This window comes from Marseilla massiliensis (assembly GCF_016899955.1).
Classification (GTDB): domain Bacteria; phylum Bacteroidota; class Bacteroidia; order Bacteroidales; family Bacteroidaceae; genus Prevotella; species Prevotella intestinigallinarum.
On record NZ_JACJJL010000027.1, the window covers coordinates 1 to 26177 of the forward strand.

Consider the following 26177-nt stretch of genomic DNA (forward strand, 5'->3'; position numbering starts at 1 on the left):
CGTGTACGTACGGTTCGGAGGCAGGCTGTCGGAAACCTACCACCGTAAGGTGGCATGGCGCCGACAGCCGAGCCTACAAATCACCAACCAGAAAGTAAGCCGGGATTTGGCTGTATTGTCCGAAACGACCAAAGGCAAGTTCTCCTTGCCTGATGACGAGATGCCCTCACGTGTATTCAAATGTGGCAATTACAGCGGCTGGAAAAAGGAATGTAAACGAAATTCTGACAAATGAAAAATAATACAAACATGGAACGAGGAATCATTACAATTAGTGAAATAGGAATGGTCACGATACCGACCGATCCTGTTTGGATGACGATGCAGGAAATGGCAGAGCTGTTTATGGTATTCTGCTGTGACATCCACAAGGCTATCCGTGATATTTATAAGAATCATGAACTGTTGGAAGAAACAACAATGTGCTACATCAGACAGGAAGACGGGACACGTTACGAGGTGTACAGCCTTGAAATGGTCATAGCTCTTGCGTTCAGGCTACGTAGCAGGGAATGTATGGCTTTCAGAATGTTCATTATGGAAAGGCTGTATGCCTCCAATCGGGAAAAGCCCATTCATTTGTTCTTTTCACTGTCCGAAGCCAATCCACGATACAAATGTTAATGTTGTCTGTATCTATAATGATAATAATGCAAGAAGCCGATGGCCGGGTAATTTACCTGTCGCCATCGGCTTCTGTTCCTTTCATACTTTACAAAATTACGTTTCCGTTCGGTAGGCGTTCCGATACCCGCCCATCACCAGCTTTTCGATGTCAGATTCCTTGTAGAGAATCTTACCACCCAACTGGTAATAGGACACCATCCCGTTGTTACGATAATCCTGCAAGGTGCGTCGGCTCACTTTGAGCCATGCCGACACCTCCTTGTCCGTCAGGAAGCGTTCATTACCGAATGAAGCCTTGCTTTTTTCGTTCATGCTTTCAATGCCGTTCAGCATAGAGTCCAGTTCCTTCATGAAGCCGACAGCCCATTCATCATTTGTTTTAATCGTTCCGTTCATTTGTTACAGTGGATTTAGTGGTACAATAGATTTGATTATATTCAGATAGTCTTTCCCCGACAGGTTGCATCCTTTCGTCTGTCCTCCACGAGCTGGACAATACGCAATACGTCTTCCGGCTTGTAGAAAATCTTATGCCCTATCTGGGAGTAAGCCAGCGTCCCGTTGTCGCGAAGCGTCTGCAAGGTTCTCGGACTGATACGAAGCTGCTGGCAGACATCCTGATTGTCCATCCAGCGGCTGAGCCGTCCTTCCTCTCTTTTACCGAGGATTTCATTCACTCGGTCGGAGAAGTGGTTAAATTTTCCGACCATTTCTTCAAACACGTCTTTCGAGATAATCACAAATTCATTCATTGCATATACTGTTTTTATTGTTGGTAATCCTGTTTGTCTGCAAAGTAAAGCCAATACCAGTATCGGACAATGGCTTTACTACTGACTGGCAGCTTGTGGCGGCAAGTGGTAGGGATTGGCTTAATTCCATATTCCGCAACAGCCCTTCCGGTTGCCGACTGTACAAAGAAAAGCCAACTTCGGCAGATTACAACCAACCCGCAGCATCGTGGCAGCATTTGGCGCTGGTACGGTAGCCTGTGGCATATTTCGGATACCGTGTACTGCAAGATGATTTTCCAATCAAGTTCCTGAGAACATTCTTATTCTCGTCTTATCCGGTCGGATTAGGCCCTTAAATATGAAACAGCTATTTTTTACCTCTGTGGCAAATCGGTGAATTATCCACCACTAATCATTCATGAAAAATGCAAAATGCCACATTGTTGCCACTGCCAATCCAAGTATTTGATTTCCTGTATTATATCCATTTCCTTTGCTGCCGATAATCGGTCAAATGTGCGCACTACGACCACTATTGTTAAACATTTAATTCAAACAAGTATGAGAAAGAATGCAAGCAGCCGGACAATGGATGAAGAGTTGAAAATCTTTTTGGGAACCAAGCCGGAAGTGGAAGAACAGAAGCCTGCACCTGTGCCTGCCGGTATGCCGGCACAGGAGCACGAGGATGTACAGGCAGGTACGGATGAGAACATGGATGAACAAATAGGTGAAACCGTGCAGGAAAATACGGATGGAAGCCCGCAGGTGGTACACCGTGTCAGCGGCAAGCAACGCAGGGCATCGCTGGAGGAATACAAGGCAATGTTCCTCCCGGTACCGTCCATCGAAGACCGGAAACCCGTGTTCCTCAGCCGCGACACACGCGATGCCCTCGACCGCATCGTCAGCCTGTTCGGCAGTCGCAGGATGAGCGTGTCGGGACTGATGGAGAACATTGCCCGCCACCACCTTGCCACCTACGGGGAGAACATCGAGGCATGGCGTAAACTCTGAGAATTAAAGAACAGGTTTACGGGGTGTTATTGAGAGTTACTCTGAACCAATCCAACGGAGTTTTGAGGGGAGCAAGTTTGTGTTTCGGGCATACCGAAACCGCCTGCTTCCACTCTTTAAATTCGTGGGAAACGCATCCCGTTGGTCTATCAAGTAATTACATTTTAATCATTATAAATCAATGGAACAGAAACGAAAATTCGACAGAAGGAACAAGGGCGGTCGCCCCAAGAAGGAGGCGGCAGACAAGCTGAAATACCGTCTCACGGTGAAGATGGCGACATCGGACTACTACACCCTGAAAGGCAAGGCTCGGAGCGCAGGCATATCCGCCGGGGAATTCCTGCGCGAGTGTATGAGAAGCTGCCATGTAAAGGAACGGCTCACGCCGGAACATACGGATTATGTCCGCAAGCTGTGCGGTATGGCGAACAACCTGAACCAGCTTGCGCACAAGGCGAATGCCGCAGGCTTCGTCACGGTGAGGATGGAATGCCGTGTGCTCGTGGCACGTATCGAGGAACTGCTGAACCTTATCCTCCTATGATAGCCAAAATTGTCAAGGGAAGCAGCTTCAGGGGTGTGGTTAACTACATTCTTGACAAGGAAAAGGATGCCAAAATCCTTGTTTGCGACGGCTTGTTTTCCGAAGATAAGGACACAATAGTCATGAGTTTTGAGGCGCAGGCTGGGATGAATCCGAGGGTTATGAAGCCTGTCGGACATATCGCACTGGCATTCTCCAAGGAGGACGAGCACCGTCTTACCGACCGGGCAATGGCAGGAATTGCATTGGAATACTTGGAGAGAATGGGTATAAAGGACACACAGGTTCTTGTCGTGCGCCACTTTGATAAGGAGCATCCGCACGTGCATATCGCATTCAACCGCATCGCTAATGACGGCAGGACAATCAGCGACCAGAACGAGCGGATACGTAGCACACGTATCTGCAAGGAACTGACACGGAAGTACGGTCTGTACGTATCCGAAGGCAAGGAAAAGGTGAAACTGCATCGGCTGAAAGAACCGGACAAGACTAAATACGAACTTTATTTTCTCCTTAAATCGGAAGTTTCAAGATACGGTAACTGGCGGCAGTTAGCCGTTAATCTGGAAAAACAAGGAGTGGAAATGCAGTTCAAGTACAAAGGCAAGTCGAACGAGGTACAGGGTGTCATATTCTCCAAGAACGGCTATTCGTTCAGCGGCTCCAAGATTGACAGGCGGTTCAGCTATTCCAAGATAGACGAGGCTATGAACGCCAACAGGCAGGAGGAACAGCAAAGGATAATGACGGGCAATCAGGTTTCCGAACAGCCGACACTGCAATCTGAAGTGATGGGCAACGATGATTTGTACAGTGGTTCCATAGGCTTGCTCATGCCGAATGCTACAAACGGTCAGGCAGATGAGAACTATTTTGAGAAACAGTTAAAACGTAAGAAAAAGAAACAACGTAAAATCAGTTTATAAACATGGATAATAACGAAGTGTATGCGCTCTTTGAGGATATCAAAAGTGCCTTAAAGAGTATAAACAGCAAGTTGGAGAATACTCCGAAAGTAAGCAACAACCAGTCAGACGGACAGCCTCCGGCAATGGATTTGGCTCCCATAAAGGAATTGCTGAATACTTCTGCCAGAGAAAACCGGGAACAGACTAAAGCCATACTGAACAAATTCGGAGAGGCGGAAGTCTACACGTCAAACCGGATTCTGAATCTGTTGCGTGATTTGAAAGAATCGTTTACTCGAAGTGCTAACGGACAGGTGAACGAACCGCAGGAACATATCCACCGCCACAGCTTCGACATCAAGTCAAGCAAGGTGTTTTCCTTTTTGGTCGTCATGGGTGTCGTTTGCGGTCTATCCATCTGGGGCAACATCGAACTTTGGCAGTCCAGATGTCAGTATGCGGACGATGCGCTGAAGTTCCGGATTATTCGTTCATGGGGAGGTTGCGATGCAAAGACTATCCTTTGGCTGAACGATGTGTTTGACATCCGGCGTGACGAGGAAACCATAGAGTGGTTGCGCCAAGAGGCTGACGATTATGACAGGGATTTGAAGGCTGTTTCCGACAGCCTAATGCAGGAGAAGTTGAAAGTGGAACAAATTACCAATAACAAAAAGTAACGTGGATGGCATCAGTAAAAGCAAAATTCCGTCCTTCTTCCATAGACGGCAAGGAGGGCAGCATTTATTATCAAGTGATACACAACCGCGTGGTCCGACACATCAGGACGGACTACCGGATATTTGAAAGCGAATGGAACGGGAAGTTGTCAATGATTGACATACCCACCATGCTTCCGGCAGAAAGGAAGCATCACCTTCGGTTGATTGTCCAGCAAGTGAACCGGGATGTGGGGAGGTTGGAATCCGTTATCAAAGAGTTGTCTTGTAAAGATAGTTGCTCCACAGATGCCATCATAAGCCGTTTCCGTGAAATATCTGAATTGCAGTCCTTCTACAGCTTCATGGAATCGGTCATCGCTCAGTTAAGGCGGTTAAACAGGGAACGGACATCAGAAACCTATTCGGCGGCATTATCCAGTTTCATGCGTTTCAGACGCAACAAGGATGTGCAGTTGGATGATATGGATGCGGACCTGATGATGGAATACGAGGCTTGGTTGAAGATGAAAAGCGTGTCTTTGAATACTATATCATTTTATATGCGCATCCTCCGTGCCGCCTACAACCGTGCCGTGGAAAAAGGGCTGACCGTGCAAAAGCATCCATTCAAGCATGTCTATACCGGAATGGACAAGACCCCAAAACGTGCCATCCATTTCAAGGACATCAAGCACATTAAGGAACTTAACCTGAGCGGGAAACCGCATTGGGAACTGGCGAGGGACATGTTCCTCTTTTCGTTTTACACCCGTGGCATGTCGTTCATTGACATGGCGTACCTCAAGAAGTCCGACCTGAAGAACGGGATATTGAGTTACCGCAGGCATAAGACGGGGCAGCAATTGCACATCAAATGGGAAAGCTGCATGGAAGCGATTGTCGCCCAATATGCGGCAGGCTGTTCCGAGGATTATCTGCTTCCCATCCTCAAGCTTCCATCTAACAATTTGCGCAGCCAATACAAGAGCACGATGTTCCGTATCAACAAGTATCTGAAGGAAATCGCCCGGCTGTGCGGAATAACGACACCGCTTACCATGTATGTGAGCCGGCATTCATGGGCAAGTATTGCCAAAAGCAAGAACATACCGATTTCAGTCATCAGCGAAGGTATGGGACATGATTCGGAAGAAACCACACGCATCTATCTCGCCTCCTTGGACGGTTCGGTGATAGACAAGGCGAACTCTATCATCCTAAAAGACTTATAGGCAGGGATTGTTTGAAAACAATGGCGGTGCTTCTGACAGGAGATACACTATCGGGTGCAAATTTACACATTTTTGCGAAAAATGAGCAGTTTGCACCCGGCTAAAATACACTTGACAAGCATAAAAGCAGCCTAAAAATAGCCTTTGTTTTACAAGCCAACAGGAAACAATCTGATTATCAGCCTTTATTCTCTCCTGTCAGGAGATACGCTTTGCCCCTAGCGTATCAAACATGCCAGACATAGCGGACATATTGGAGAACGACATCCTCCGGGCTTCTCCGGAACTGTTGGCGACCCTGCTCAAAGACCATACGACGAGCAGGGGCGATGCCGTGTGCAATATCTTCTGGGCAACTTCCGATTATGAACACCTCGGTGAAGGGTATGGCTACCATGACCCGATATTGCCGGAGCTTATTACGGGCGAAAACGGACAGGTCATCATGCCACGCATCCTGAAGCACAGGGACACCCAGTCGGCGCGTGTACGGGAAATGGCGGAGGTGTTCACCCCTTCATGGGTGTGCAACGCGCAGAACAACCTCATTGATGAAGCGTGGTTCGGCAGGAAAGACGTGTTCAACACGGAATACACGTCAGAGGATGGCACGTACGGATGGACAACGAATTCTGACAAGATAACTTTTCCCGAAGGAAAAACATGGAAGGACTATGTGCGTGACACCCGTCTTGAAATCACCTGTGGCGAAGCTCCCTATATAGTCAGCCGCTATGATACCACCACTGGGGCTGTCATTCCCATCGTCGAGCGTATAGGCCTGCTTGACCGGAAACTGCGGGTCGTCAGCGAGAATACAGACACTTCCGGCCAGTGGCTGGAAGCTGCACAGGAAGCCTACAAGAGTACATACGCTTACGAATGGCAGGGTGACAGCCTGCTCATCGCCCGTGAGTCCATGCTCTATTCTTTCATCGAGTATTACCGTGCCAAATTTGGCAAGAACCCTTTGCAAAAATCCATCAATTACATCGCCTATATCATCTCGTGGAACGTGTGGCAGATGGACGGGCTGAAAGGCGTTGTCCCCGGAAGTTGTAAGGACAAGGTACACACGGAAGTGTCCCTTTTCGGTGAAAGCAAGGAAATTGTCACTCCTTGCGAGGGATGCAGAACGGATAACATATTCAAGCACAACGGGACGTATTGCCTTATCAAGGACTGGCGGGCCAAAGATCCTCAGACCGGACGCAAAGGCAAGCGAATCAAATATATCGACCTCCTAAAATGAATGCCTATGAAATACTTCTCTTCCCTGAAACTGAAGCTGATATATGTGTTCCGCATCAACGATGCCGAACACGAGGGCTGTCTGAAAATAGGCGAGGCCACCTGTGACGACGGGAACGTCATCGGGCTGGCACCGAACAGCAAGCCCTTGAACGAGGCGGCAAGGAAACGCATCAACCAATACACGCAGACGGCAGGCATCCGCTATGAGTTGCTTTACACCGAGTTGGCTCTCTACAACCGGGGAGGCTTGCGTTCATTCAACGACAAGGAAGTCCATGTCGTATTGGAGCGTTCCGGCGTAAAGAAGAAAGTGTTTGACAAGGTGAACGGAGCCAACGAATGGTTCATCACCAACTTGGATGTTGTGAAACGTGCCATCGCAGCCGTCAAGGAGGGCAAGGAATCCCTTTTGCCGGGAGAGGTGGCATACGGGCGAAGCCCAATCATCTTCCGTCCCGAGCAGCGGGAAGCCATCGACAAGACCAAGCGGCAGTTCAAGAAAAGCAATCAGATGCTGTGGAACGCCAAGATGCGTTTCGGTAAGACCCTGTCCGCCTTGCAGGTGGTCAAGGACATGGATTTCCGGCGGACACTCATTCTGACCCACCGTCCCGTGGTAGACAGCGGATGGTTCGAGGACTTCGGCAAGATATTTTATGACCGGAGTGATTTTGCCTACGGCTCGAAGAACAACGGGGACAGTCACGAGAGCCTTGAACGGCGGACAAAGGCTAACGGTCTGCATTACGTTTATTTCGCTTCCATGCAGGACTTACGCGGCTCGGAACTGGTGGGCGGCAACTTCGATAAGAACAATGAAGTGTTCGCCACGCCTTGGGACTTGATTATCGTGGACGAGGCGCACGAGGGCACACAGACGGAACTGGGCAAGGCGGTGATGGTGGAACTGGTCAAGGACGATACAAAAGTCCTGCGCTTGTCAGGAACACCGTTCAACCTACTGGACGATTTCAAGGAGGACGAGATATACACCTGGGACTACGTGATGGAGCAACGCGCCAAACAGGAATGGGACAGGGTACATCAGGGTGACCCGAATCCCTACGCAGCACTGCCCGTCATGAACATCTATACCTACGACCTCGGACGCTTGCTCAAAGAGTTCGCCGATGAGGACGTAGCGTTCAATTTCCGCGAGTTCTTCCGCGTGAACGAGGATGGCGGCTTTGTCCACAAACGGGATGTTCCCGCTTTCCTCAACCTGCTGACCAAGGAGGACAAGGATAGCTGCTATCCTTTTGCCAACGAGGAATACCGGGGTATCTTCCGGCATACGCTGTGGATGCTTCCGGGGGTAAAGGAGGCCAAGGCACTCAGTGCGTTGTTACAGCGGCATCCAGTATTCCAGTATTTTAATATCGTCAACGTGGCTGGTGACGGCGATGAGGACGAGGAAAGCCGCGATGCCTTGGAAGCGGTGAACAACGCCATCGGCAAAGACCCGGATGCGACACGCACCATCACCCTGTCCTGCGGGCGTTTGACAACGGGTGTAAGTGTTCCTGCATGGACGGCTGTGTTCATGCTGTCCGGCTCATACAATACGGCGGCATCCAGTTATATGCAGACCATTTTCCGGGTGCAGACCCCTGCCACCATCAACGGGCGTGTGAAGGAGCAGTGTTACGTGTTCGACTTTGCCCCCGACCGCACCTTGCGTGTGCTTGCCGAGACCGCCAAGATTTCCGCTAAGGCGGGAAAGACCTCACAGAACGACCGCAAGATTATGGGCGACTTCCTCAACTTCTGTCCGGTCATTTCCATTGAAGGCTCCCGGATGGACAAGTTTGATGTGCCTCGTATGCTGGAGCAGCTCAAGAAAGTCTATGTGGAGCGCGTGGTACGCAACGGCTTCGAGGACAACAGCCTTTACAATGACGAACTGTTGAAACTGGGCGATTTGGAGTTGCAGGAGTTTGACGACCTGAAAAAGATAATCGGCCAGACCAAGGCGATGCCCAAGACCAATCAGGTGGACATCAACAACCAAGGGCTGACGGGCGAGGAATACGAGGAGAAGGAGAAACTGGAGAAGAAATCCAAGAAGGAACTTACCGAGGAAGAGAAGCGCAGACTGGAAGAACTGAAAAAGAAGACGAAAATCGTGAGGCGGCCATTTCTATTCTCCGGGGCATTTCCATCCGTATGCCTTTGCTCATCTATGGTGCGGAGTTGGAGAACGAGGACGAGGAAATCACCATTGACAACTTCGCCGAGAAGATAGACCCGCGTTCGTGGCAAGAGTTTATGCCCAAGGGGGTGAGCAAGCAGAAGTTCAACACCTTCAAGAAATACTACGACCCAGACATCTTCCGTGCGGCAGGCAAGCGCATCCGTGCGATGGCCAAGGCTGCGGACAAGCTAAGTGTGGAAAAACGCATCGGACGCATCACGGACATTTTCAGCACCTTCCGCAATCCGGATAAGGAAACCGTGCTTACGCCGTGGCGCGTGGTGAACATGCACCTCGGCGACTGTCTGGGTGGCTACAACTTCTTTGACAAGGAATACGAGTACACGCTTTACGAGCCACGTTTCATTGACCACGGCAAGGTGACGGCTGAGGTATTCACTTCCGATGCACGGATATTGGAAATCAACTCCAAGTCCGGCCTGTATCCGCTTTACATGGCTTACGGCATCTATCGGGCGCGGCTGAAAGACAGCACCATTTCCGCCGACACGTTGGAGGAACAACAGGCGGTATGGGACAAGGTGGTGGCGGAGAACATCTTCGTGGTGTGCAAGACACCGATGGCAAAGAGTATCACCAAGCGGACGCTGGTAGGCTTCCGAAAAACCAAAGTAAACACACGTTATTTCGAGGATTTAATCAACCAAATCAAGAACAAACCCCAGAACTTCATCGAGAAGATGGCAAAGGGACGCTCGTTCTGGAAAGCTAATGATGACGACAATATGAAATTCAATGCGATAGTAGGAAATCCACCGTATCAGGTTATGGACGGAGGCACTGATAGAGGAGCCGTTCCTGTGTATCAATACTTTATGAATATTGCAAAACGAGTACATCCTGATTATATAAGTTTGATAATGCCTGCACGTTGGTATGCGGGTGGAAGAGGTTTGGATGAATTTCGTTCTGATATGATTTCTGATACTCATCTTTCTCAACTACATGACTACGAGCTAAGCAAAGACCTTTTTCCTACGGTTGATATTGCAGGCGGGCTTTGTACGTTCTTATGGGATGCGAATTATAATGGAACTTGTAAGGTAACAAATTATAATGCCTTAAAAGATATTACGGCAAACCGATACTTAAATCAATTTGATACACTTATTCGTTCAAATGCGGCTGTTTCTATCCTTGAAAAAATAACATCAAAATCCATATCATATCTGAATAGTCTTGTTCTTTCAATCAATCCATTTGGATTTAGAACATATTTTCGAGGAAGTGATAAAGGTGATGTGAAGATACTTACAAGCAAAGGATGGGCGAAAGTTTATCGCACAGACATATCTAAGGGTATTGAGTATATAGACCAATTTAAGATAATTGTTGGTCGTTTTGTTCCCAGCAATGGTGAAATGAGTGTTAAACCGGGTGAAGGATATCGGGTATTAACCGAGCCTCAAATACTATCCCCTGCTGAAATTAATACTGAAACTTACATTGATACAGCTGTCTTCTGTACATTGGAAGAAGCTACGAATTATAAAAAGTATCTTCTAACGAAATTTGCTCGTTTTTTTCTTCGGCAAGGGATAACTTCTGTAAATGTGACAAAGGAATGTTTTGCATTTGTTCCGATTCAAGATTTTACCATAAATGGTGATATTAATTGGAGTGGAACAATACCCGAAATAGACCAACAACTTTATATCAAATATCATCTAACCGATGAAGAAATTGCATTCATCGAAAAGATGATAAAACCAATGCAGTAAAAGTATAAATTAAAGCGAAGGTGGGGATAACTCGCCCACCTTCGCTATAAGCAATAATCATTTTTCTTTCCTTACGCCTTTGAATGGCGTACCATCTTTCTTAACATCCATAAAACGACCTGTTTCGGAATCTCGTTTTACCCATTGTTCTGTCTTGGGATTGAAAGTCTGTGAACGTCCTTTCACTGCCCCATTACGATGTCCGTCACCAGACGGTGGATTCGTTGCCATATGCTTAATCTCCTATGTTTTTATTCTTGAATTATATAGCCAAGAACACGCTATTCCTAAATACTCTTATTAAAAATCGGTTGAAGCCTTATAATTTTAGGTTGTGGTGCAAACCATTCTGCAAAATCATTCTTATTTATATGCATTATGCTCATCAAATCTTGGTCAGAATATCCAAGCTCATCTTTGTATAATCGTAATGTTTCTTTCAGAATTGTAGGTTGCTCAATTGGCAATTGTATTGGTTCTGATTTAGTGTATCCTTTCTTTGAAAAATAAATTTGCATATTGCGATATTGTTGATTACTAATAACTTCCAAATCTTTAGCTCTTCTCACTATTGCATGCATGGATACTCTCCATCTTCTTTTGAGTGTGGCTAAGGTTGAAATTGTTAAATCTTCCAACATCGGACGTATTTCAAGTTCGGGCATTAAAAACTCTGTTGCAAATTCATCCGCTTCTCTTTCAGCCTCTTCACTTGATTTTGGTGGATTTGCAATGTGCATAATAATATGTCCTAATTCATGAGCCATAGAAAACCGAATTCTATCATCAGGCATTTGGCTATTAATGAACATAACCTTCCTATTTTCATTTGTTATAGCTGAAACACCGTCAATTTTTTCGGTTCCGAAATCAAACCGAACTATCACAATTCCATTATTTTCCAATAAAGTACTTAAATTAGGAACAGGTCCATGAAATACTTTCAAAGAAAAGCGAATTTTATGCGCTATTTCTTTGGGAGATAAATCTTCGCTTGGTCTATAGTTGTCTAGGGTATAATCTGGAAGTTCAACTGATTGCATAAGAGAATCTATGATAGCCTTGAAAATTTGTACTTTCGCTATGAAAGAATCTATTATTTTGTTTGTTATAGTCAATTTCCGTCTATAATATAGATAACCTACAGGTGGAACCTCATACATTTCGGAAAAAAACTCAATAGGCATGTCGTAGTATTGGCTCAATTTCTGCATCATATCATCAGACAACTCCAATAACCCATGTTCAGCTTTAGATAAAGTTGATTGTGATATTCCAACATCTTTAACAACGTCTTTTTGGGTCTTTTGTCTGAGTAATCGAGCTATCTCTAACTTCTCATAATTAAATGGGTTCATATTTTACTTCGCTTTTTTCTTTGAAACCTTTAGTATTGGCTTCTTCACTTCTATTTTTATATCTTCCGATTGAGCTTCTTCTTGGATTTCAAAAGGTTGATACAATGGAACAGACATAATGTAAGTTGACGATTTACCCTTTTTATATTGGAAATATGCAGATTGTATTGATTCCCGCATGTCATCTAAGGTGTATTCCAAAGTGATAATATGCTTATCCGCTTCTTGATATTCAATACATCGTGACGGCTTGGTGTCATTAGTTTTTGCCCCAGTAATCTTAAGAATAAAGATATAGTCCCCAAATGTAAAGAACAACCTTTCAGAACCAATTTTATTGGTAGAAAAATTTACATTCCAAGTTGGCATATAGGTATCAATCTGAGTCCTTATACTATTAAAAATAGCCTCATGTAAAAAGTTGGATTCATTCCGCATTGACATATCACCTGCTGCAAAAGTTTCTCGCATTCTACGAAAGCCATTGTTTAATCCATTTTTTACGCATTCTAAAAATGGGGTACCATGGATTGCATTTTTGAACTCATCGGGTTTAAACTCTCCCTTCCTTGAAGGGAATAAAGATGTCTGAAATATCTCCATAATTTAATTTTTTAATCTGGTAACAAATATACGGAAAATATTCCTAATACAAGCAACAATATGTATAAAAATATTCCATTTGCTCGTATTTTAACATTTCGCAATAATTTGTTTATATACATCTATCGTTTAAAAAGTGTTTTTATGGAACATTCTCAAATTTATTTCGTACCTTTGTCCCAGTTGATTGACTTATTGAAGATGAGCAGAATGGTGAAGTTCGGTGGTTTCCAAACCATTACCTATTCTCTTTTTGATTGAGGATAACTTTCTGATTTACAAGAATATTTCACTTAGCGCAACATTTGTGAACGCTGCAAAGATGAAGACATCGCGCACGATTCGGATACGTTCTAATGGAAAGTCTTTGTGGTAGATGGTGAGTAGCTCGTCCATCGTCAGGAACTCACGTACAACCTCTTTCTCATGGAACTTGATGCCGACAAACGGATCTTTGGCAATCCATTCATTAGCTAATGCCAGATTGGTGATTTTCTTCAGGCATTTCATGTAGCGGATAACGGTGTTCTGTTGGCAAGACTTTTCCGTTTTGAGATAAAACTCAAAAGCACGAACCAACTCACCGTTGACTTCTGTCAGCGGTAAATCCTCCTTCCCGTATTTCTGCTTGATAAGTTCTGAGAGGTAGCGTTTGCAGCTTTCATAACGGCGGACGGTAATCAGTGCATAGTCCTTTCCGACAAGCGCACGGCATTGGTCATTGTGTTCCTGCATCGTACCGATGAGGGTGCGGACTTCTTCCGCCTCTTTGTCCTGCCCGAAGAATTTTTCCTGCAACAGACGTGCGGTAATGGGTTGTCGCTGCTCCTCCAGTTCATTGAAGATTTGGTGGAGCCTGATTTTGGCATCCTCAATGTAGGCATTTAGGTCGCACGACTTGCGGCTTTTTCCACGGGCACATTCCTTTGCCTGATTCCACGAAGCAGGATCGATGCTCTTACGGATGTTGGTTTCCACTCGCGCACCGTTTACCGTGATGCGCATACATACGGAGGCTTCTCCGTTTTTCAGCAGTTTGGCTTTTTTGATGAAGAAAAGCACATTGAACGAGTTCCTTTTCATTTTTCCTACAGTTTTTTAGTGGGACAAAAGTAGGAAACCATCCGCGTTTTCTTGATACGCAAAACATTGCAAATCAGTGAGAAAGAATCTTATTCGGTGGAGATTTCAGTTCCACCTTTTCCGCTCCACCTTTTGGAACACCGGAAGCGGTCATATTCCGCACTTTTTTGCGTCCTGCGGGAAAACAAAAACTCCCGACTTCGCTTGGAAATCAGTAGTTTACTGCTATTTGCTTTTCTTCAAAGTGGTGCCACCAGGAATCGAACCGGGGACACAAGGATTTTCAGTCCTTTGCTCTACCAACTGAGCTATGGCACCAATAATTTCTTGTTTGCGGGTGCAAAGGTATGATTTTTTTTCGGTTTAGGCAAATTTTTATCGAAAAAATTGCTCGTATTTCGAAAAAATGCTGTACCTTTGCACTCGCTTTTAGGACATCGGGATGTAGCGCAGTTGGTAGCGCACTACGTTCGGGACGTAGGGGTCGGGCGTTCGAGTCGCCTCATCCCGACAAACGGCGGAATACGGAAGTAATCGTGTTTCGCCTTTTTCTTTTTATTCGTTGTTGTTTTCCATCGTGCGTTTTTGTGGCAGTTGGTTTTTCGTGTGGCGATTCCCATAGATTTGCAATGCGGAATAGTAATACCTTTTTGTTTTATAATGTTCTTGTAATCAATCATAGGTTTGTTTTCGTGCCATATCATGGGTGCATTGTTACAAATATGGTATAACCACAAATCTTACGTTATACCGACCAATGTAGTATTATACATTTAAATAATGCGCTTCCGTCTGCTTGTCGGTCGCTTTGTATTGTCGTAGCCAGATAAGCCAATGCCATAGGCGCGGGCCAATCTGCATTGCGGAAGGAATGAATCATTTTTCGGTTGCAGATGGCGGATGCGTGCAAAGCATTATGTTTCAATGAAAGTGCCGGCAGCCACATAGATTTCATTACGGCAAAATGAGTGGCTGATACCAATGCGTGTGGGGGCTTTTGCCTTCTCCTGCGGCGCGCAAACCGTAGGGTGTTCGTGTTGACGGCGGCTTGGGTTGTGTAAACAGTTGCATGTGTTGTGCATCCATTTGGATAAAACCATGACGCATTCCCGGTGGGTTTGCAAATTATGGGGCATAAATGAAAGAACAGGCACCGCATGGTGCCTGTTCTTTAAAACGTTGACATCACTGCCAATGCAGTGAGTGTCAGAATCGGTCAGCGTCAGTTCACTTATGTGCGCATGCCCGACAAGATGGGTTGGCGAATATGCTCAGTGTCCTGAATTCCATAGCCAGGGCGTCAAACGACAGTAGCCTGCCTGTGAGCAGAGAACCGGCGCCGGTAAAATATTTTATGGCTTCGGTGGCCTGTATGGTGCCGAGAATGCCCACCACCGACCCGAGTACGCCCGCATCCTCGTTGCGTGGAACGGTGCCTTCGGGCGGTTCGTCTACATAGAGGCACCTCAGGCATGGCGTCGATGGCAGGTGCGTTAGGGTTTGTCCTCCGAAGCGCAGCACCCCACCGTAAGAGAACGGTTTGCCTAAAGCCACGCATACATCGTTGATAAGGAACTTTGTCTTGAAATTGTCGGTTGCGTCGATGATGAAATCATAGCCGGAGATAATCTCCAGAGCACTTTTGTCGTCTATCATTGTGCAATATGTGTCGACGGAAACTCCGGGGTTGATGGCTTTCATCTTCTCCCGTGCGCTCTCCACCTTCGGCCTTCCTTCGTCTGCCGTGGTGTGAATTACCTGTCGTTGCAGGTTGCTCACGCTCACCGTGTCGGCATCAGCTATGCCAATCCGGCCAACCCCTGCAGCAGCGAGATACAGGGCCACGGGTGATCCCAGCCCGCCAGCCCCGATTACCAGGGCTTTGGCGGCCAGCAGTTTTTCCTGGCCTTCCGAGCCTATGCCCGGCAGCACAATGTGGCGTGCATATCGTTTCAGTTGTTCTTCGTTCATATCCTTGTTTACTTTTACAGCAGTTCGGGCAGCTCGTAGAGCCGCTGGCTGTGGCTGCCCTTTATTAATATGTATTGCCCTTCGGGACGATTGCGCCTGATTTCAGCTTTCACATCGTTTACAGTTGCAAATTTGCGGTATGGGCATTCGGTGCGTCCGAACTCATCGCCCACCAGCCATACGGTGCCAATGCCGCATCTATCGAGCGCGTCGGCCACTTTCTGGTGCTCTTCGGCCGATGCATCCCCCAGTTCACTCATAGAGCCGAGTATTGCCATCTTGGGGCTTACGTTCATCTCGCGGAAGTTTCGCAGGGCGGCCGCCATGCTTGTTGGGTTGGCGTTGTAGGTGTCAACAATCAGTTTGTTGTGGGGTGTCACCTCAAGTTGCGAGCGGTTGTTGCTTGGCTTGTATGCAGCGAGCGCATGGCTTATGCAGTCTTCGTCCACGCCGAAGGATACGCCAATGCAGGCTGCAGCGAGCATGTTGAGCACGTTGTAGCTGCCAATGAGCTGTGTCTGCACCGTGTGCCACTTGCCTCCACCGGCCCGCCATTCAAAGTGCAGCATCGGCGAGCAGTCGGTCACACGCCCTTCAACGGCCAGCCCCTCGGTGCCTGTCAGTCCGTAGCGCACGAGGTCGAGTCCTGTGGAAATGCCCGCCAGATGCTCGTCGCCGGCGTTTATGAACACCTTGCTGCCTTCACGTTGGCGCAGGTAGTCGTATAGTTCGCCTTTTGTCCTTATCACCCCTTCGAACGAGCCGAAGCCCATCAGGTGGGCCTTGCCTACATTGGTTATGATGCCGCAGGTGGGTTCTGCCGTTTCCACAAGTCGCTTGATGTCGCCTGGGTGGCTCGCCCCCATCTCTACCACGGCAATCTGGTGTTCGGGTTTCAGGCCGAAAAGAGTCTTTGGCACCCCGATGTCATTGTTGAAGTTGCCCTGTGTGCAGTGCACCCGGTATTTTTCAGAGAGCACTGCGGCTACCAGTTCCTTGGTTGTGGTCTTGCCGTTGGTGCCCGTGATGCCTATCACCGGTATGTCAAATTGGCGTCGGTGCTCGCGTGCCAACGCCTGGAATGTGGCCAGGCAGTCGTCCACCAGTATGTATCTCTTGTCTGCCGCCACCTCCGGATTGTCTACCACGGCGTATGCGCAACCCTTTTCGAGCGCGGCCGCGGCAAACCGGTTGCCGTCAAACGACTCCCCTTTGAGGGCGAAGAATATAGACCCTGCCGGACAGTTGCGGCTGTCGGTGGTTATCGTCGGGTGTTCGGTGTAAATTCCGTATAGTTCGTTTATGCCCATTTGTGTTATGTTTTTGTGCAGAAAGCTGCTTGTTGTCGGCGCAAAGGTAATGCTTTTCTGTCAATTCCGATAAAGAAACCCATACGATTTCTGCCCGAGGCATAGACCGGTTACGCATAAAGTCGGGCAGAACCCTACGTGGCGGCAGGGGCACTGCGGCCTGCAATAAGGCAGGCCGCAGTGTTTTCTTAACCTCAAATCGGCAATAATGCTTCCATGGTTGGTGTTTTTGTTGCTTCCCCCTGCCAACCATGAGCCTTCGCCATTTTTGCCGTGAGCGCTTGCCGGCTGCAGCAGTATGTGGCAGTGGTTTCCCGGCTTTGCAGCCCTTGTGCCAGATTCTTTCTTTTGTCTGAATATTGTGATACTTTTCTCCTTGTGTAGTTGTATATCGAACATGTTCGGTTTAATACAGAAAACATTTGGTTAATTCTATTGTTAAATAGTGTATCAATGTGTACATCGGTCGTGAATTTGCCTAATTTTGTGGCCCAAATCATGCGGGCGGTGTAAAGGGACCGGCGCCGCGTGCCTTGAAATATTGCTATATCCGGGCCCCAATTAGACATAGTTAGATAAATATGAGGAAATTGTTACTTTTATGTTTGGCACTGGTTTGTATGTCTGCAGGTGCCCAGAAGACTTTTACAACGCAAGATGGACTAACCTACCTTGTAACAGGTGATGGCAGGGTAGAGGTTTCGGGTGCAGAGTCGGGCAAGTCGTCTTACGACATCCCTCAGACAGTTGTCAACGACGGAGTGACCTATACCGTCACAGCCATTGGCGAGAATGCTTTCTGGTACAGCAGCGCGGTGTTTGTCACACTGCCCGAGACAATCGACTCCATAAAGTATGGTGCGTTCAAGTCGAGCTACCTTGGCAGTATAAACCTGCCCAAGTCGCTCAAGTATATAGGCGATTATGCCTTCAGTTCCACCGGGCTGTCGGAGATAACGCTGCCCGAGTCGGTCGAGACCTTGGGTGCAAGCGCATTCTTCACCTGTGGCAGCCTTGCCAAGATAACCCTTAACAACGGTCTGAAGAGCATTGGCAATTCGGCATTCTACAAGTGCCCCATCACCTCAATAACCATCCCCGAGGGCGTCGACAGCATCAGCGGTGCAGTGTTCATGCATTGCACGAGCCTCGAAACGGTCAACCTGCCCTCCGGTCTGGTTTACATTGGCAACGCCGCCTTCAGGGGCTGCACAGCCATGAAGTCTATCAATCTGCCCGCCTCACTGAAGCAGTTGGGCGACGAGGTGTTCCTTGAGTGCGAGGGACTGGAATCGCTCAGCATCCCGGCATCGGTAGAGTCGATAGGCTCCGGCCTGGTGGCCAAGAGCGGAGTGTCGCGCATAGCCGTTGATGAGGCCAACAAGAATTTCCATGTCGTGGGCGGCATATTGTATTCGGCCGACGACAGACTGCTTTATGCCGTGCCGATGAAGGGGCTGGCCGAGGTCGACGTCAACAGCGGTTGCGTTGGCATCATGGGTGGTGCCTTCTGGGGCAGCGAGGTAAAGAAGGTCACACTCCACGAGGGTCTGGCTGCCATCGACAGCTACGCCTTCTGCCAGTCGGCCCTTGAGAGCATCAACTTCCCCAGCAGCCTGATATACATAGGCGAGCAAGGGTTTGCCGCAACCAGGCTGACTGAAGTCACACTGCCCGAGAACATGCCATACGTTTACGACGGAGCCTTTGCCGGATGCGAGCAAATGACGTCGCTCACCATACCTTCGGGCGTGAAGATGATATACAACCACGCTTTCCATAACGCCACCAAGCTCGCAAGCGTTACCTGCCTCGGCTCCGTGCCCCCGGTGATAGACGAGGTGTACGACGACTACGACAGCCCGTTCTACTCAGTGGGCACGTCGGAGATGAAGGTGCCCAAGGGCACAGCGGCTGCATACAGGGAAGCCGGATGGGGCAGTTATTTCAGCACTATAACCGAAGGAGAGAAGGGTGTGCTGGCCTACAAGTCGACAACACCGGCCGACGGGAGCGTGTTTACAGACAAATATGCCGAACTCAAGTTCGACGTAGAGTTTGCCGAGCCCGTAACCATCGTCGAGCCTACGCCCAAGGCTTACATGCGCGTGGGCAGCCTTATCGGCGGACAGACCGTGCGCCCGGACGACGCATGGAACGCCTCTTTGGAAAACGGTGGCAACACTCTCCGCGTGTGGGGCTCCGACTACGACGGCTTCACCATGACTTTCGCTCCCAAGGCTGGCGAGACTTACTACATGATAATACCCGCCGGAGTGGTGAAGAATGCCGCCGGTGAGACCAACGAGCAGATTGTCATATCCGTGAAGGGCGGCGAGGAAGCCTCGATAGGCAGCATCGAAAGCGGTGCCGAAGGTGCAAAGGCCGTGGCCCGTTACAACATCAACGGCCAGAAAGTTGACGCCTCCCACAAGGGCCTGACCATAGTCAAGATGTCTGACGGAACAACACGGAAGGTCGTTATAAGGTAATTTATTTGATAAGTAGCTGTTGATAATTGAACTCATTTAAACTTTTTCCGAAGAGTTTAAGTGAGTTCATTTTTATCATCAGATTGTGCGCGGTTGCTGGAAGCGTAGCGGGCTACGCTATGGATTAGACTTTGGTATGCGGCCCGAGAGCACACAAGATGGTGGCAAAGATATAGAGTACACCTGCAAGCTCTATTGTATCGGTTGATTTTGAACAGCTACTTATCGGTTGGTTTCCAACAGCTACTTGGCATGAAGGGTGATGTCCACCGGGCGGGGCGGTTGCCGCCAGGCCTGGTGGGCATTTCTTTTTTTGCTCCGGTTGCACCACATGCCTCGCCCGGCCATGCTTGCGGCCACTGTCGCTTTGCCGGTGGCGCCCCGGTGGGGGTGCCGGTTTAAAAACAAGGCCGTTTTTTTTGTATTCTCTCCGATTTATTTTATCTTTGCAAATAGATAAGCCACACACGGCAATCGTAGGGCAAGCCCATGCAACCCACGTTTGCATGGGCCGCGCATAAGCCGGGCGGCACCAGGCAACCATTGTGCGGTGCCGCATCGCTGCCGCTTGCTCCATGTATGCACGGGCGCGCGGCCCCTGTCGCATCGCGCAGAACACGGCTTGCCGGTGCAGGGCTTGCGACGCGCCGGCGGCAGCAGGCCTGGGCGCAGCCAAACGTAGCCATAGGGCGGCATAAACTCGAATGATTATGACACAAGAAGAGAAAACAGCAGTAGAAGAGCGGATTGTAGACGTGTTGCGAACGGTCTACGACCCCGAGATACCGGTCAACATATATGATTTAGGCCTCATTTACAAGGTCGATGTCAAGGAAACGGGCGATGTCGACATTGACATGACGTTTACGGCACCATCGTGTCCGGCCGCCGACTTCATACTTGAAGACGTCAGGCAGAAGGTCGACGCCGTCGACGGTGTGCGCAACGCAACGGTGAACCTCGTGTTCGAGCCCGTATGGGACCAGAGCATGATGACCGAAGAGGCCCGGGTGGAACTGGGCTTCGACTGATTGCGGGCCTCTGCGCCCCGCCACGCGACTTGCGCGACGGGGCACCGAGTGGCCCCATGCTATGCTTGTTACACTAAGAACCCTAAAAACTGACGGTATGAAAAACGTGTATTTCCTTTCCGACGCACATCTTGGCTCGCTCGCCATCGACCACGGCCGCATGCACGAACGGCGCCTGGTGCGCTTCCTCGACAGCATAAAGACCAAGGCCGCCGCCATATACCTGCTTGGCGACATGTTTGATTTCTGGTATGAATACCGCTGTGTGGTGCCCCGGGGCTATACGCGCTTCCTCGGCAAACTGTCCGAGCTGACCGACATGGGCGTAGAGATTCATTACTTCACAGGCAACCACGACATCTGGGCATACAACTACCTGGAGTCGGAGTGTGGCGTGATACTCCACAAACAGCCGCTCACCACCGAGATTTACGGCAAGGTGTTCATGCTGGCCCACGGCGACGGGCTGGGCGACCCCGACCGCAAGTTCAAGCTGCTCAGGGCCGTGTTCCACAACCGCTGCTGCCAGGTGCTCTTCTCGGCCCTGCATCCGCGCTGGGGCATGGCCTTCGGAATGCTGTGGGCAAAGCACAGCAGGCTGAAGCGCATGAATGGTGGCGAACCGCCCTACATGGGCGAAAACCGTGAGCACCTGGTGCTCTTCACAAAGCGATACATACAGACCCACAGCAATGTCGACTACTTTCTCTACGGCCACCGCCACATAGAGCTCGACCTGCAGCTCACCAAGAAGGCCCGGATGATGATACTCGGCGACTGGATAACGCAGTTCACCTATGCCGTGTTCGACGGCGAGCACCTCTTCCTTGAGGAATACGTTGAGGGCGAGTCGCAGCCTTGAGGGGCCTGCCTTTCGGATGTAGCATCACCATCGATTTGAGCATGACATGACGAAAAGCCTGTTGGCCATAATAATAATTGCCGCCGTGGCCCTTGCCGGTTGCACGGGCGAGCGCCACAACAGGGCTTTCGGCGGCCTTGACAGCATTGCCGAAACCTCCCCCGGGGTGGCCGTGGCCCGGCTCGACTCGCTGTGTGGCGTGCTGCTCGGGCTGAACCGCGCCGACAGTGCTTACTGCGCCATGGTGCGGCTCAAGGCGGGCTTGGCCGCAGGCCTTGTGCCACAGTCGGACAGCGCGGCCCTTTCGCTCGTAGATTTCTACGAAAACGAGCTCGACTTCGAGCTCCTTGACGATGCCTATTACACTGCCGCCGCCGTCTACCATGCCATGGGCAACGACGCGGTGGCAATGAATTACCTTTACAGTGCCATGGTCAATGCCCATGGCTCCGACACATTGTTCATGCTGCGGTCGCAACTGATGGCAGGCCGCATCTACCCGCGCAACCGCATGGTCGGCTCAGCCGACTCTGTGTTCCGGGCCGTGTCGGCCAGCTCCGTGGGCCGCGCAAACCGCCTGGTGGCCGCATCTGCTATTGGCGGCATGGGCGATGTGACCTACAGCCGTGGCCGGGCCGACATCGCGTGCCACCATTACCGCGAGGCGTTGCGGCTTGCCCCGGGCAATGATGGGGGCGGCATTGCGGCTTCGCTAAGGTGCCGACTGGCCGAGGCCTTTGTGGCTTCGGGCGACACCGCCGCCGCGCGCCGGCTGCTCTTGCAGGCAAGGGCGGCTGCCACACCGACGCTGAAACCGAGGCTTGCGCTTGCCGAGGGCCGGGCCGACACGGCCCTTCTGCGCTACGGCGAGGCCGCCGCAGGGGGCGAGGCCGCCACATGCAGCGCGGCCTACGGGCGCATGGCCGCTGTCTATGGCGGCCGTGGCGACGGGCACAAGGCCGCCGATTGCGCGGCAAGGTGCGTGGCACTGGCCGACTCGCTGGCCGCCTCTTTCTCGGCTGTCGGCGTGGGTGGCTTGGCAAACCGGCGTTGGGCTGAGCGGCGCGAGCTCGAAAGTTTTTTAAAGAACTCTGTTTCGACTACTTCACCGAGATATGGCTGTATGTAGTGTCGGCCATAGCGCTTGTTGCCTTCGTTGGGTTCAGGGCTTTTTGTCACACCGGCGGCAACAGATGCACCAAAAGGAAGTACGCCACAAGTATGAGCCTGCGGGAGGGATGGCCGCCGACACGGCCGAGGCACAACGGCGCAGGGCCGGCATGGAGGCCCGGCCTATCTACGCGCTTATCCGCCAGAGGCTCAACTCGCCAAACGGGCGCAAGCGGCTGTCTGAAGATGAGTGGCGGCAGCTGGCCGAGGCGGTAAACGCCGTTTACCCGGGATTCGACTCAAAGCTGGCCGACCTCTGCAAGATGAGCACTGACGACTATCGTCTTTGCCTTTTGGTAAAGATTGAGATGAGCCCCTCGGCCATGGCGCAGATACTCGTGAAGACCAGTTCGGGCATCACTTCGGCGCGCGCAAAGCTATTTAAGCGCGCTTTCGGAACCAGCGGCGGGGCTGCCGACTGGGACGGCGTAATACGCTTTCTGTAAGCGCATTACGCCGTTTTGCGTACACTTTTGAGCAATGCCGTGCGCCTTTGCGTACGCTTTTGCGCAACCGATTCCTTGTTGTTTCCCACCGTCAATGATACTTTTGCAGCAGCAACAATAAAGCAAAAGTGTCATGAGACAAAAGCATTTCCAATATGTAGCCCCGGCGGCATTTGCGCCAACCTACCGCCCTATGGCCGCCACCGCGACACCGACCTGTGCCGGTGGCAGGGCGGGGCACGGGCTGCATGACACGGAAACGGAATCTTTGAGTGCACAAAAAGATATGTAAACAGAGTTATTGACATTCCTAAAACCAAAGAAACGATGAAAAAGCTATTTCTATCAATGGCCGTGGTGCTTGCCACTGTGTTTGCCGCATCGTGCTCAAATGACGATGCAGAGAATTCAAGCGTAACGAAAACCGAAAACCGCAAGGCGGAGCAGAAAAAGGAGAAAGAGCTGTTGGAGCTCAAGGAAAGGATAGCCCACATGAACCAGGAGTGGGTTCAGAGAGCGCCGGCAATGGATACCCGCAGCACCTCGCGCTGGAAAATTGTTGGCAAAGCCGACATTGCCGGAGCAAAGATTGGCAGGCGCTTGGGTTCATGGGGGGCTGTGATAGTGGGCGCAGCGGCTTCCGCTTACGCCATATACAAGACCCAACCGAAGCATGTGGCCCTGCCCCCGATAGCCGAGCCCAATGAAAAGGCAGCCATAGTGAGGGTTAGCCATACGGGCGCCACCGGCCCCACAGACAGCGTGGGCTATTACCACAACAAGCTGCAGGCCTCGATAGGCATCGACAAAATAGTGGCAGCCAACTATGCCGACATAGAGAGGCTCGTGGTAGACGCCGCAAACAAGTTGGGCATTGCCGGCAAGCAGCAAGTGCAGGCGGGCCTTCTGTATGGAAATGCCGACTTGCAATTCCTGAAAAACAACATGGGGCGGCTCAACAATGCGGCAAGTTCGGCAGAATATTGCACAATGCTCAGGGGCAACCTGAAAACCGTCGACGATGCAGAAATCGGGGTGTTGGAGGAATACATGACCGGTTTAGACGCCATCGAGGCAGCCCGACGCCTTGAATACACCCGGGCACCGTGGGACTGATAAGCAAGAGCAACCTGCCCGACGACGTGAAAAACAGCCTTGCCGGCAGCGTCATCGTGGGCAATGCGGGCGCAAACCTGTGGCAGGCCGTATATGGAGGACATTGACCGAAGGCTGCCCGCAGCCTTTGCTCCGGGCATCTCTGCATGGCCGAAGCCTGGGGGCGGCCCCGGTGCCGCAGCCTGTGGCCATGGTTGAAGCAATGAAAACATAATGTCAAAATTAAAACATTTGGAATATGAATAAAGTGATTTTAGACAGCGTCCTGTTTGTTGTGGCCCTTGGCGTGGCCATGGCAGGGCTGTGGATGGTGGGCCGCGGCGAGGCCGCAGGTTGGATGTGTGTGGGCGTCGGGGCTGTGGCCTCGGTGGCAGTGCCGGCATTGGTGAAGCCCGAGCGGCGCATGCTGGTCAGTGTGATGGAGGCGTTGCTCGCGCTGTTTGTGGGTGGCGGTTTCCTGTACTATGCCGACAGGCTGGGCGCTACCATAGGGCTCAACGACTACTCTGTGTTCCCGCTGCTGGCGGTATTGTGGGCTCTCCACGAGCTCTCGCTGTGGTGGAGCGGCGGCCGGTGGCGCATGGCGGCCCCGGGCGAAGGCCGCAGGCACACGTGGCTTGTGGTGCAACTCGTGGTGGCGGCGGTGCTTATGGCCGGGGCGGCCGTATATGTGGCCGCCACGCGCACCGACCCGGTGGCCCTGGCCTATGCTGCCTTGTGCGCAGCCATGTTTGTGGGGCTGTTCCGGCTGGCTTTGGTTGCCGGCCGTCTCGGTGCCGAGGCAAGGCGCGAACTGCGCGTGGGCCTGTTCGACGTGGTGTTGGTGGTCTTTTTCTTCTACGGTTTTGCCTGGCTCGACGGCGAGTCGTGGATGCCGCTCACGCCCATAGTGTTCCATGCGCTGTTTCTCTCGGTGATGCTGGCCGACGTGTTGCGCTGGTGCATGGAGAAAGACTCGCGCCTCGACAGGCCGTGGCACAGGTTGCAGCCCCAGGGCGGCGGCGGGGCCGGGACACAGTGAAACGCCAACGCCCGCAGGGCGCTTTGTAACCGACTGATGTTTAGTGCGTTAGCAAAAAGGGCCGTTTCAGGGTTTGAAACGGCCCTTTTCACCATCTGGTTCGGCCCGTTCAGCATTGCCAAACGGGCCGTATGGCAAGCGGTAGCGGGCCCGACTGATGTGCCCGCCATGGTCGCGGCATTGGCCGGTATGGCCGTGCGTCACGAAAAAACATGCAGGTTTGCTTTGCCGGTACCCCTTTTTGTGCTATCTTTGCGTGGCCAAAGTTACACTCGGCTGTGGGCGGGCGTGTTTGCCGGGCCCCCGCCGTTTGTGGCTGCATGTTAGAAACAATAATTTTGCAATATGGGAGTTTGGATATCGTTGTTGCTTTGGCTGGTCATATCGGGCCTGCTTCTTTTCGGTTGGTTTTACAATATGGGGCAGTACAGGGAGACAACCAAGGACATGTTTGTCACCTGTGGCACATGCGTTGCGGCGCTTTGGGCGTTGCGCACATACCATCCCGGGCTCACGCTTACCGTGACCCTGGCCGCCGTGGTGGTGGCTTTTATGCTGTTTTCTTTCTTGTCCAAGAATGCGCTGAAGATACCGAAGTATGTCGATTCTGCCGCAGCCATATTGTTTATGGCACTGCTCATGTATGTCTGCGACAAGTTTCTGGGCATGTCGTTCATGGCCTCCTGCATAATTGGTGCCGTATGTTTCTGTGTGTTCTACGGGCTCATGATTTACCTCTATGCCCGTTTGCCGAAGGAAGAAGACAACGAGGAGTAGGCCGCAGGCCCGGCCTC

General features: G+C 50.6%; 22 protein-coding genes, 2 tRNA genes and 3 pseudogenes. 18 read left to right on the forward strand and 9 right to left on the reverse strand.

Annotation, left to right across the window (positions count from 1 at the left end):
• Together H6B30_RS13115 and H6B30_RS13120 are read left to right on the forward strand one after the other, a co-directional pair.
• Positions 1–235 (forward strand): annotated as a pseudogene (locus H6B30_RS13115) (hypothetical protein); the annotation flags it as partial.
• Positions 236–249: 14 nt separating this feature from the next.
• Positions 250–624, forward strand: a complete 375-nt coding sequence (locus H6B30_RS13120; protein ID WP_205111327.1) for a virulence RhuM family protein — start codon at positions 250–252, stop codon at positions 622–624.
• A gap of 96 nt (positions 625–720) precedes the next feature.
• On the opposite strand, the gene H6B30_RS13125 is transcribed toward H6B30_RS13120, so the two are convergent.
• Both H6B30_RS13125 and H6B30_RS13130 read right to left on the reverse strand, forming a co-directional pair.
• The gene (locus H6B30_RS13125; RefSeq protein WP_205111329.1) at positions 721–1023 is read right to left on the reverse strand and encodes a helix-turn-helix domain-containing protein; all 303 of its coding nucleotides are present in this window, start codon (positions 1021–1023) and stop codon (positions 721–723) included.
• Between the two features lie 41 nt (positions 1024–1064).
• Entirely contained in the window at positions 1065–1379 is a 315-nt protein-coding gene (locus tag H6B30_RS13130) for a helix-turn-helix domain-containing protein (protein WP_148330102.1), read from the reverse strand.
• 543 nt (positions 1380–1922) lie between these two features.
• Here H6B30_RS13130 and H6B30_RS13135 point away from each other — a divergent pair.
• From H6B30_RS13135 to H6B30_RS13165, 7 genes and pseudogenes are all read left to right on the forward strand, one after another.
• Positions 1923–2378: a DUF3408 domain-containing protein gene (locus H6B30_RS13135; protein WP_148330100.1), complete on the forward strand. Its 456-nt coding sequence runs from the start codon at positions 1923–1925 to the stop codon at positions 2376–2378.
• Between the two features lie 181 nt (positions 2379–2559).
• Positions 2560–2925, forward strand: coding sequence for a plasmid mobilization protein (locus tag H6B30_RS13140; RefSeq protein WP_148330099.1), 366 nt, complete (start codon positions 2560–2562; stop codon positions 2923–2925).
• Complete coding sequence (locus H6B30_RS13145; RefSeq protein WP_205111331.1) at positions 2922–3854, forward strand: relaxase/mobilization nuclease domain-containing protein; 933 nt, start codon at positions 2922–2924, stop codon at positions 3852–3854. Before H6B30_RS13140 ends, H6B30_RS13145 begins: the two co-directional genes overlap by 4 nt.
• 2 nt (positions 3855–3856) lie before the next feature.
• On the forward strand, positions 3857–4516 hold the full coding sequence (locus H6B30_RS13150) for a hypothetical protein (RefSeq protein ID WP_148330097.1): 660 nt from the start codon (positions 3857–3859) through the stop codon (positions 4514–4516).
• A 5-nt stretch (positions 4517–4521) separates the two neighbouring features.
• On the forward strand, positions 4522–5730 hold the full coding sequence (locus H6B30_RS13155; RefSeq protein WP_148330096.1) for a tyrosine-type recombinase/integrase: 1209 nt from the start codon (positions 4522–4524) through the stop codon (positions 5728–5730).
• Between the two features lie 232 nt (positions 5731–5962).
• A complete protein-coding gene (locus H6B30_RS13160; protein ID WP_148330095.1) occupies positions 5963–6982 on the forward strand; it encodes a restriction endonuclease subunit M in 1020 nt (339 codons plus the stop codon).
• Positions 6983–6988: 6 nt separating this feature from the next.
• Positions 6989–10920: pseudogene (locus H6B30_RS13165) on the forward strand (Eco57I restriction-modification methylase domain-containing protein).
• A 57-nt stretch (positions 10921–10977) separates the two neighbouring features.
• Here the strand turns inward: H6B30_RS13165 and H6B30_RS13170 are convergent.
• The 5 genes and pseudogenes from H6B30_RS13170 to H6B30_RS13190 form a co-directional block, all read right to left on the reverse strand.
• A complete protein-coding gene (locus H6B30_RS13170) occupies positions 10978–11151 on the reverse strand; it encodes a hypothetical protein (protein ID WP_164071647.1) in 174 nt (57 codons plus the stop codon).
• Between the two features lie 56 nt (positions 11152–11207).
• Positions 11208–12278 (reverse strand): XRE family transcriptional regulator, encoded by a 1071-nt coding sequence (locus H6B30_RS13175; protein ID WP_068856637.1) that lies wholly within the window; start codon positions 12276–12278, stop codon positions 11208–11210.
• A gap of 3 nt (positions 12279–12281) precedes the next feature.
• Complete coding sequence (locus H6B30_RS13180) at positions 12282–12881, reverse strand: hypothetical protein (RefSeq protein ID WP_068856636.1); 600 nt, start codon at positions 12879–12881, stop codon at positions 12282–12284.
• A 285-nt stretch (positions 12882–13166) separates the two neighbouring features.
• A pseudogene (locus H6B30_RS13185) lies at positions 13167–13964 on the reverse strand (phage integrase SAM-like domain and Arm DNA-binding domain-containing protein); the annotation flags it as partial.
• Positions 13965–14209: 245 nt separating this feature from the next.
• Positions 14210–14282, reverse strand: a tRNA-Phe gene (locus H6B30_RS13190).
• Positions 14283–14402: 120 nt separating this feature from the next.
• On the opposite strand from H6B30_RS13190, the gene H6B30_RS13195 reads away from it, so the two are divergent.
• A tRNA-Pro gene (locus tag H6B30_RS13195) sits at positions 14403–14475 on the forward strand.
• Between the two features lie 716 nt (positions 14476–15191).
• Here the strand turns inward: H6B30_RS13195 and H6B30_RS13200 are convergent.
• Both H6B30_RS13200 and H6B30_RS13205 read right to left on the reverse strand, forming a co-directional pair.
• Positions 15192–15935, reverse strand: coding sequence for a HesA/MoeB/ThiF family protein (locus H6B30_RS13200; RefSeq protein ID WP_205111333.1), 744 nt, complete (start codon positions 15933–15935; stop codon positions 15192–15194).
• Between the two features lie 14 nt (positions 15936–15949).
• Positions 15950–17245, reverse strand: coding sequence for a UDP-N-acetylmuramoyl-tripeptide--D-alanyl-D-alanine ligase (locus H6B30_RS13205; RefSeq protein WP_205111335.1), 1296 nt, complete (start codon positions 17243–17245; stop codon positions 15950–15952).
• 605 nt (positions 17246–17850) lie between these two features.
• Between H6B30_RS13205 and H6B30_RS13210 the strand changes: the two genes are divergently transcribed.
• The 8 genes from H6B30_RS13210 (at position 17851) to H6B30_RS13245 (ending at position 26160) form a co-directional block, all read left to right on the forward strand.
• A complete protein-coding gene (locus H6B30_RS13210; protein WP_205111337.1) occupies positions 17851–19737 on the forward strand; it encodes a leucine-rich repeat domain-containing protein in 1887 nt (628 codons plus the stop codon).
• A gap of 710 nt (positions 19738–20447) precedes the next feature.
• Positions 20448–20768, forward strand: coding sequence for a metal-sulfur cluster assembly factor (locus H6B30_RS13215; protein WP_205111419.1), 321 nt, complete (start codon positions 20448–20450; stop codon positions 20766–20768).
• A 97-nt stretch (positions 20769–20865) separates the two neighbouring features.
• Positions 20866–21630, forward strand: a complete 765-nt coding sequence (locus H6B30_RS13220) for a UDP-2,3-diacylglucosamine diphosphatase (RefSeq protein ID WP_205111339.1) — start codon at positions 20866–20868, stop codon at positions 21628–21630.
• A 46-nt stretch (positions 21631–21676) separates the two neighbouring features.
• Entirely contained in the window at positions 21677–22759 is a 1083-nt protein-coding gene (locus tag H6B30_RS13225) for a hypothetical protein (RefSeq protein WP_205111340.1), read from the forward strand.
• Between the two features lie 64 nt (positions 22760–22823).
• Positions 22824–23246, forward strand: a complete 423-nt coding sequence (locus H6B30_RS13230; RefSeq protein ID WP_205111342.1) for a hypothetical protein — start codon at positions 22824–22826, stop codon at positions 23244–23246.
• 327 nt (positions 23247–23573) lie between these two features.
• Entirely contained in the window at positions 23574–24362 is a 789-nt protein-coding gene (locus H6B30_RS13235; RefSeq protein ID WP_205111344.1) for a hypothetical protein, read from the forward strand.
• Positions 24363–24600: 238 nt separating this feature from the next.
• Positions 24601–25383 (forward strand): hypothetical protein, encoded by a 783-nt coding sequence (locus H6B30_RS13240; RefSeq protein WP_205111346.1) that lies wholly within the window; start codon positions 24601–24603, stop codon positions 25381–25383.
• A 345-nt stretch (positions 25384–25728) separates the two neighbouring features.
• Positions 25729–26160, forward strand: a complete 432-nt coding sequence (locus H6B30_RS13245) for a hypothetical protein (protein ID WP_205111348.1) — start codon at positions 25729–25731, stop codon at positions 26158–26160.
• Positions 26161–26177 lie beyond the last annotated feature (17 nt).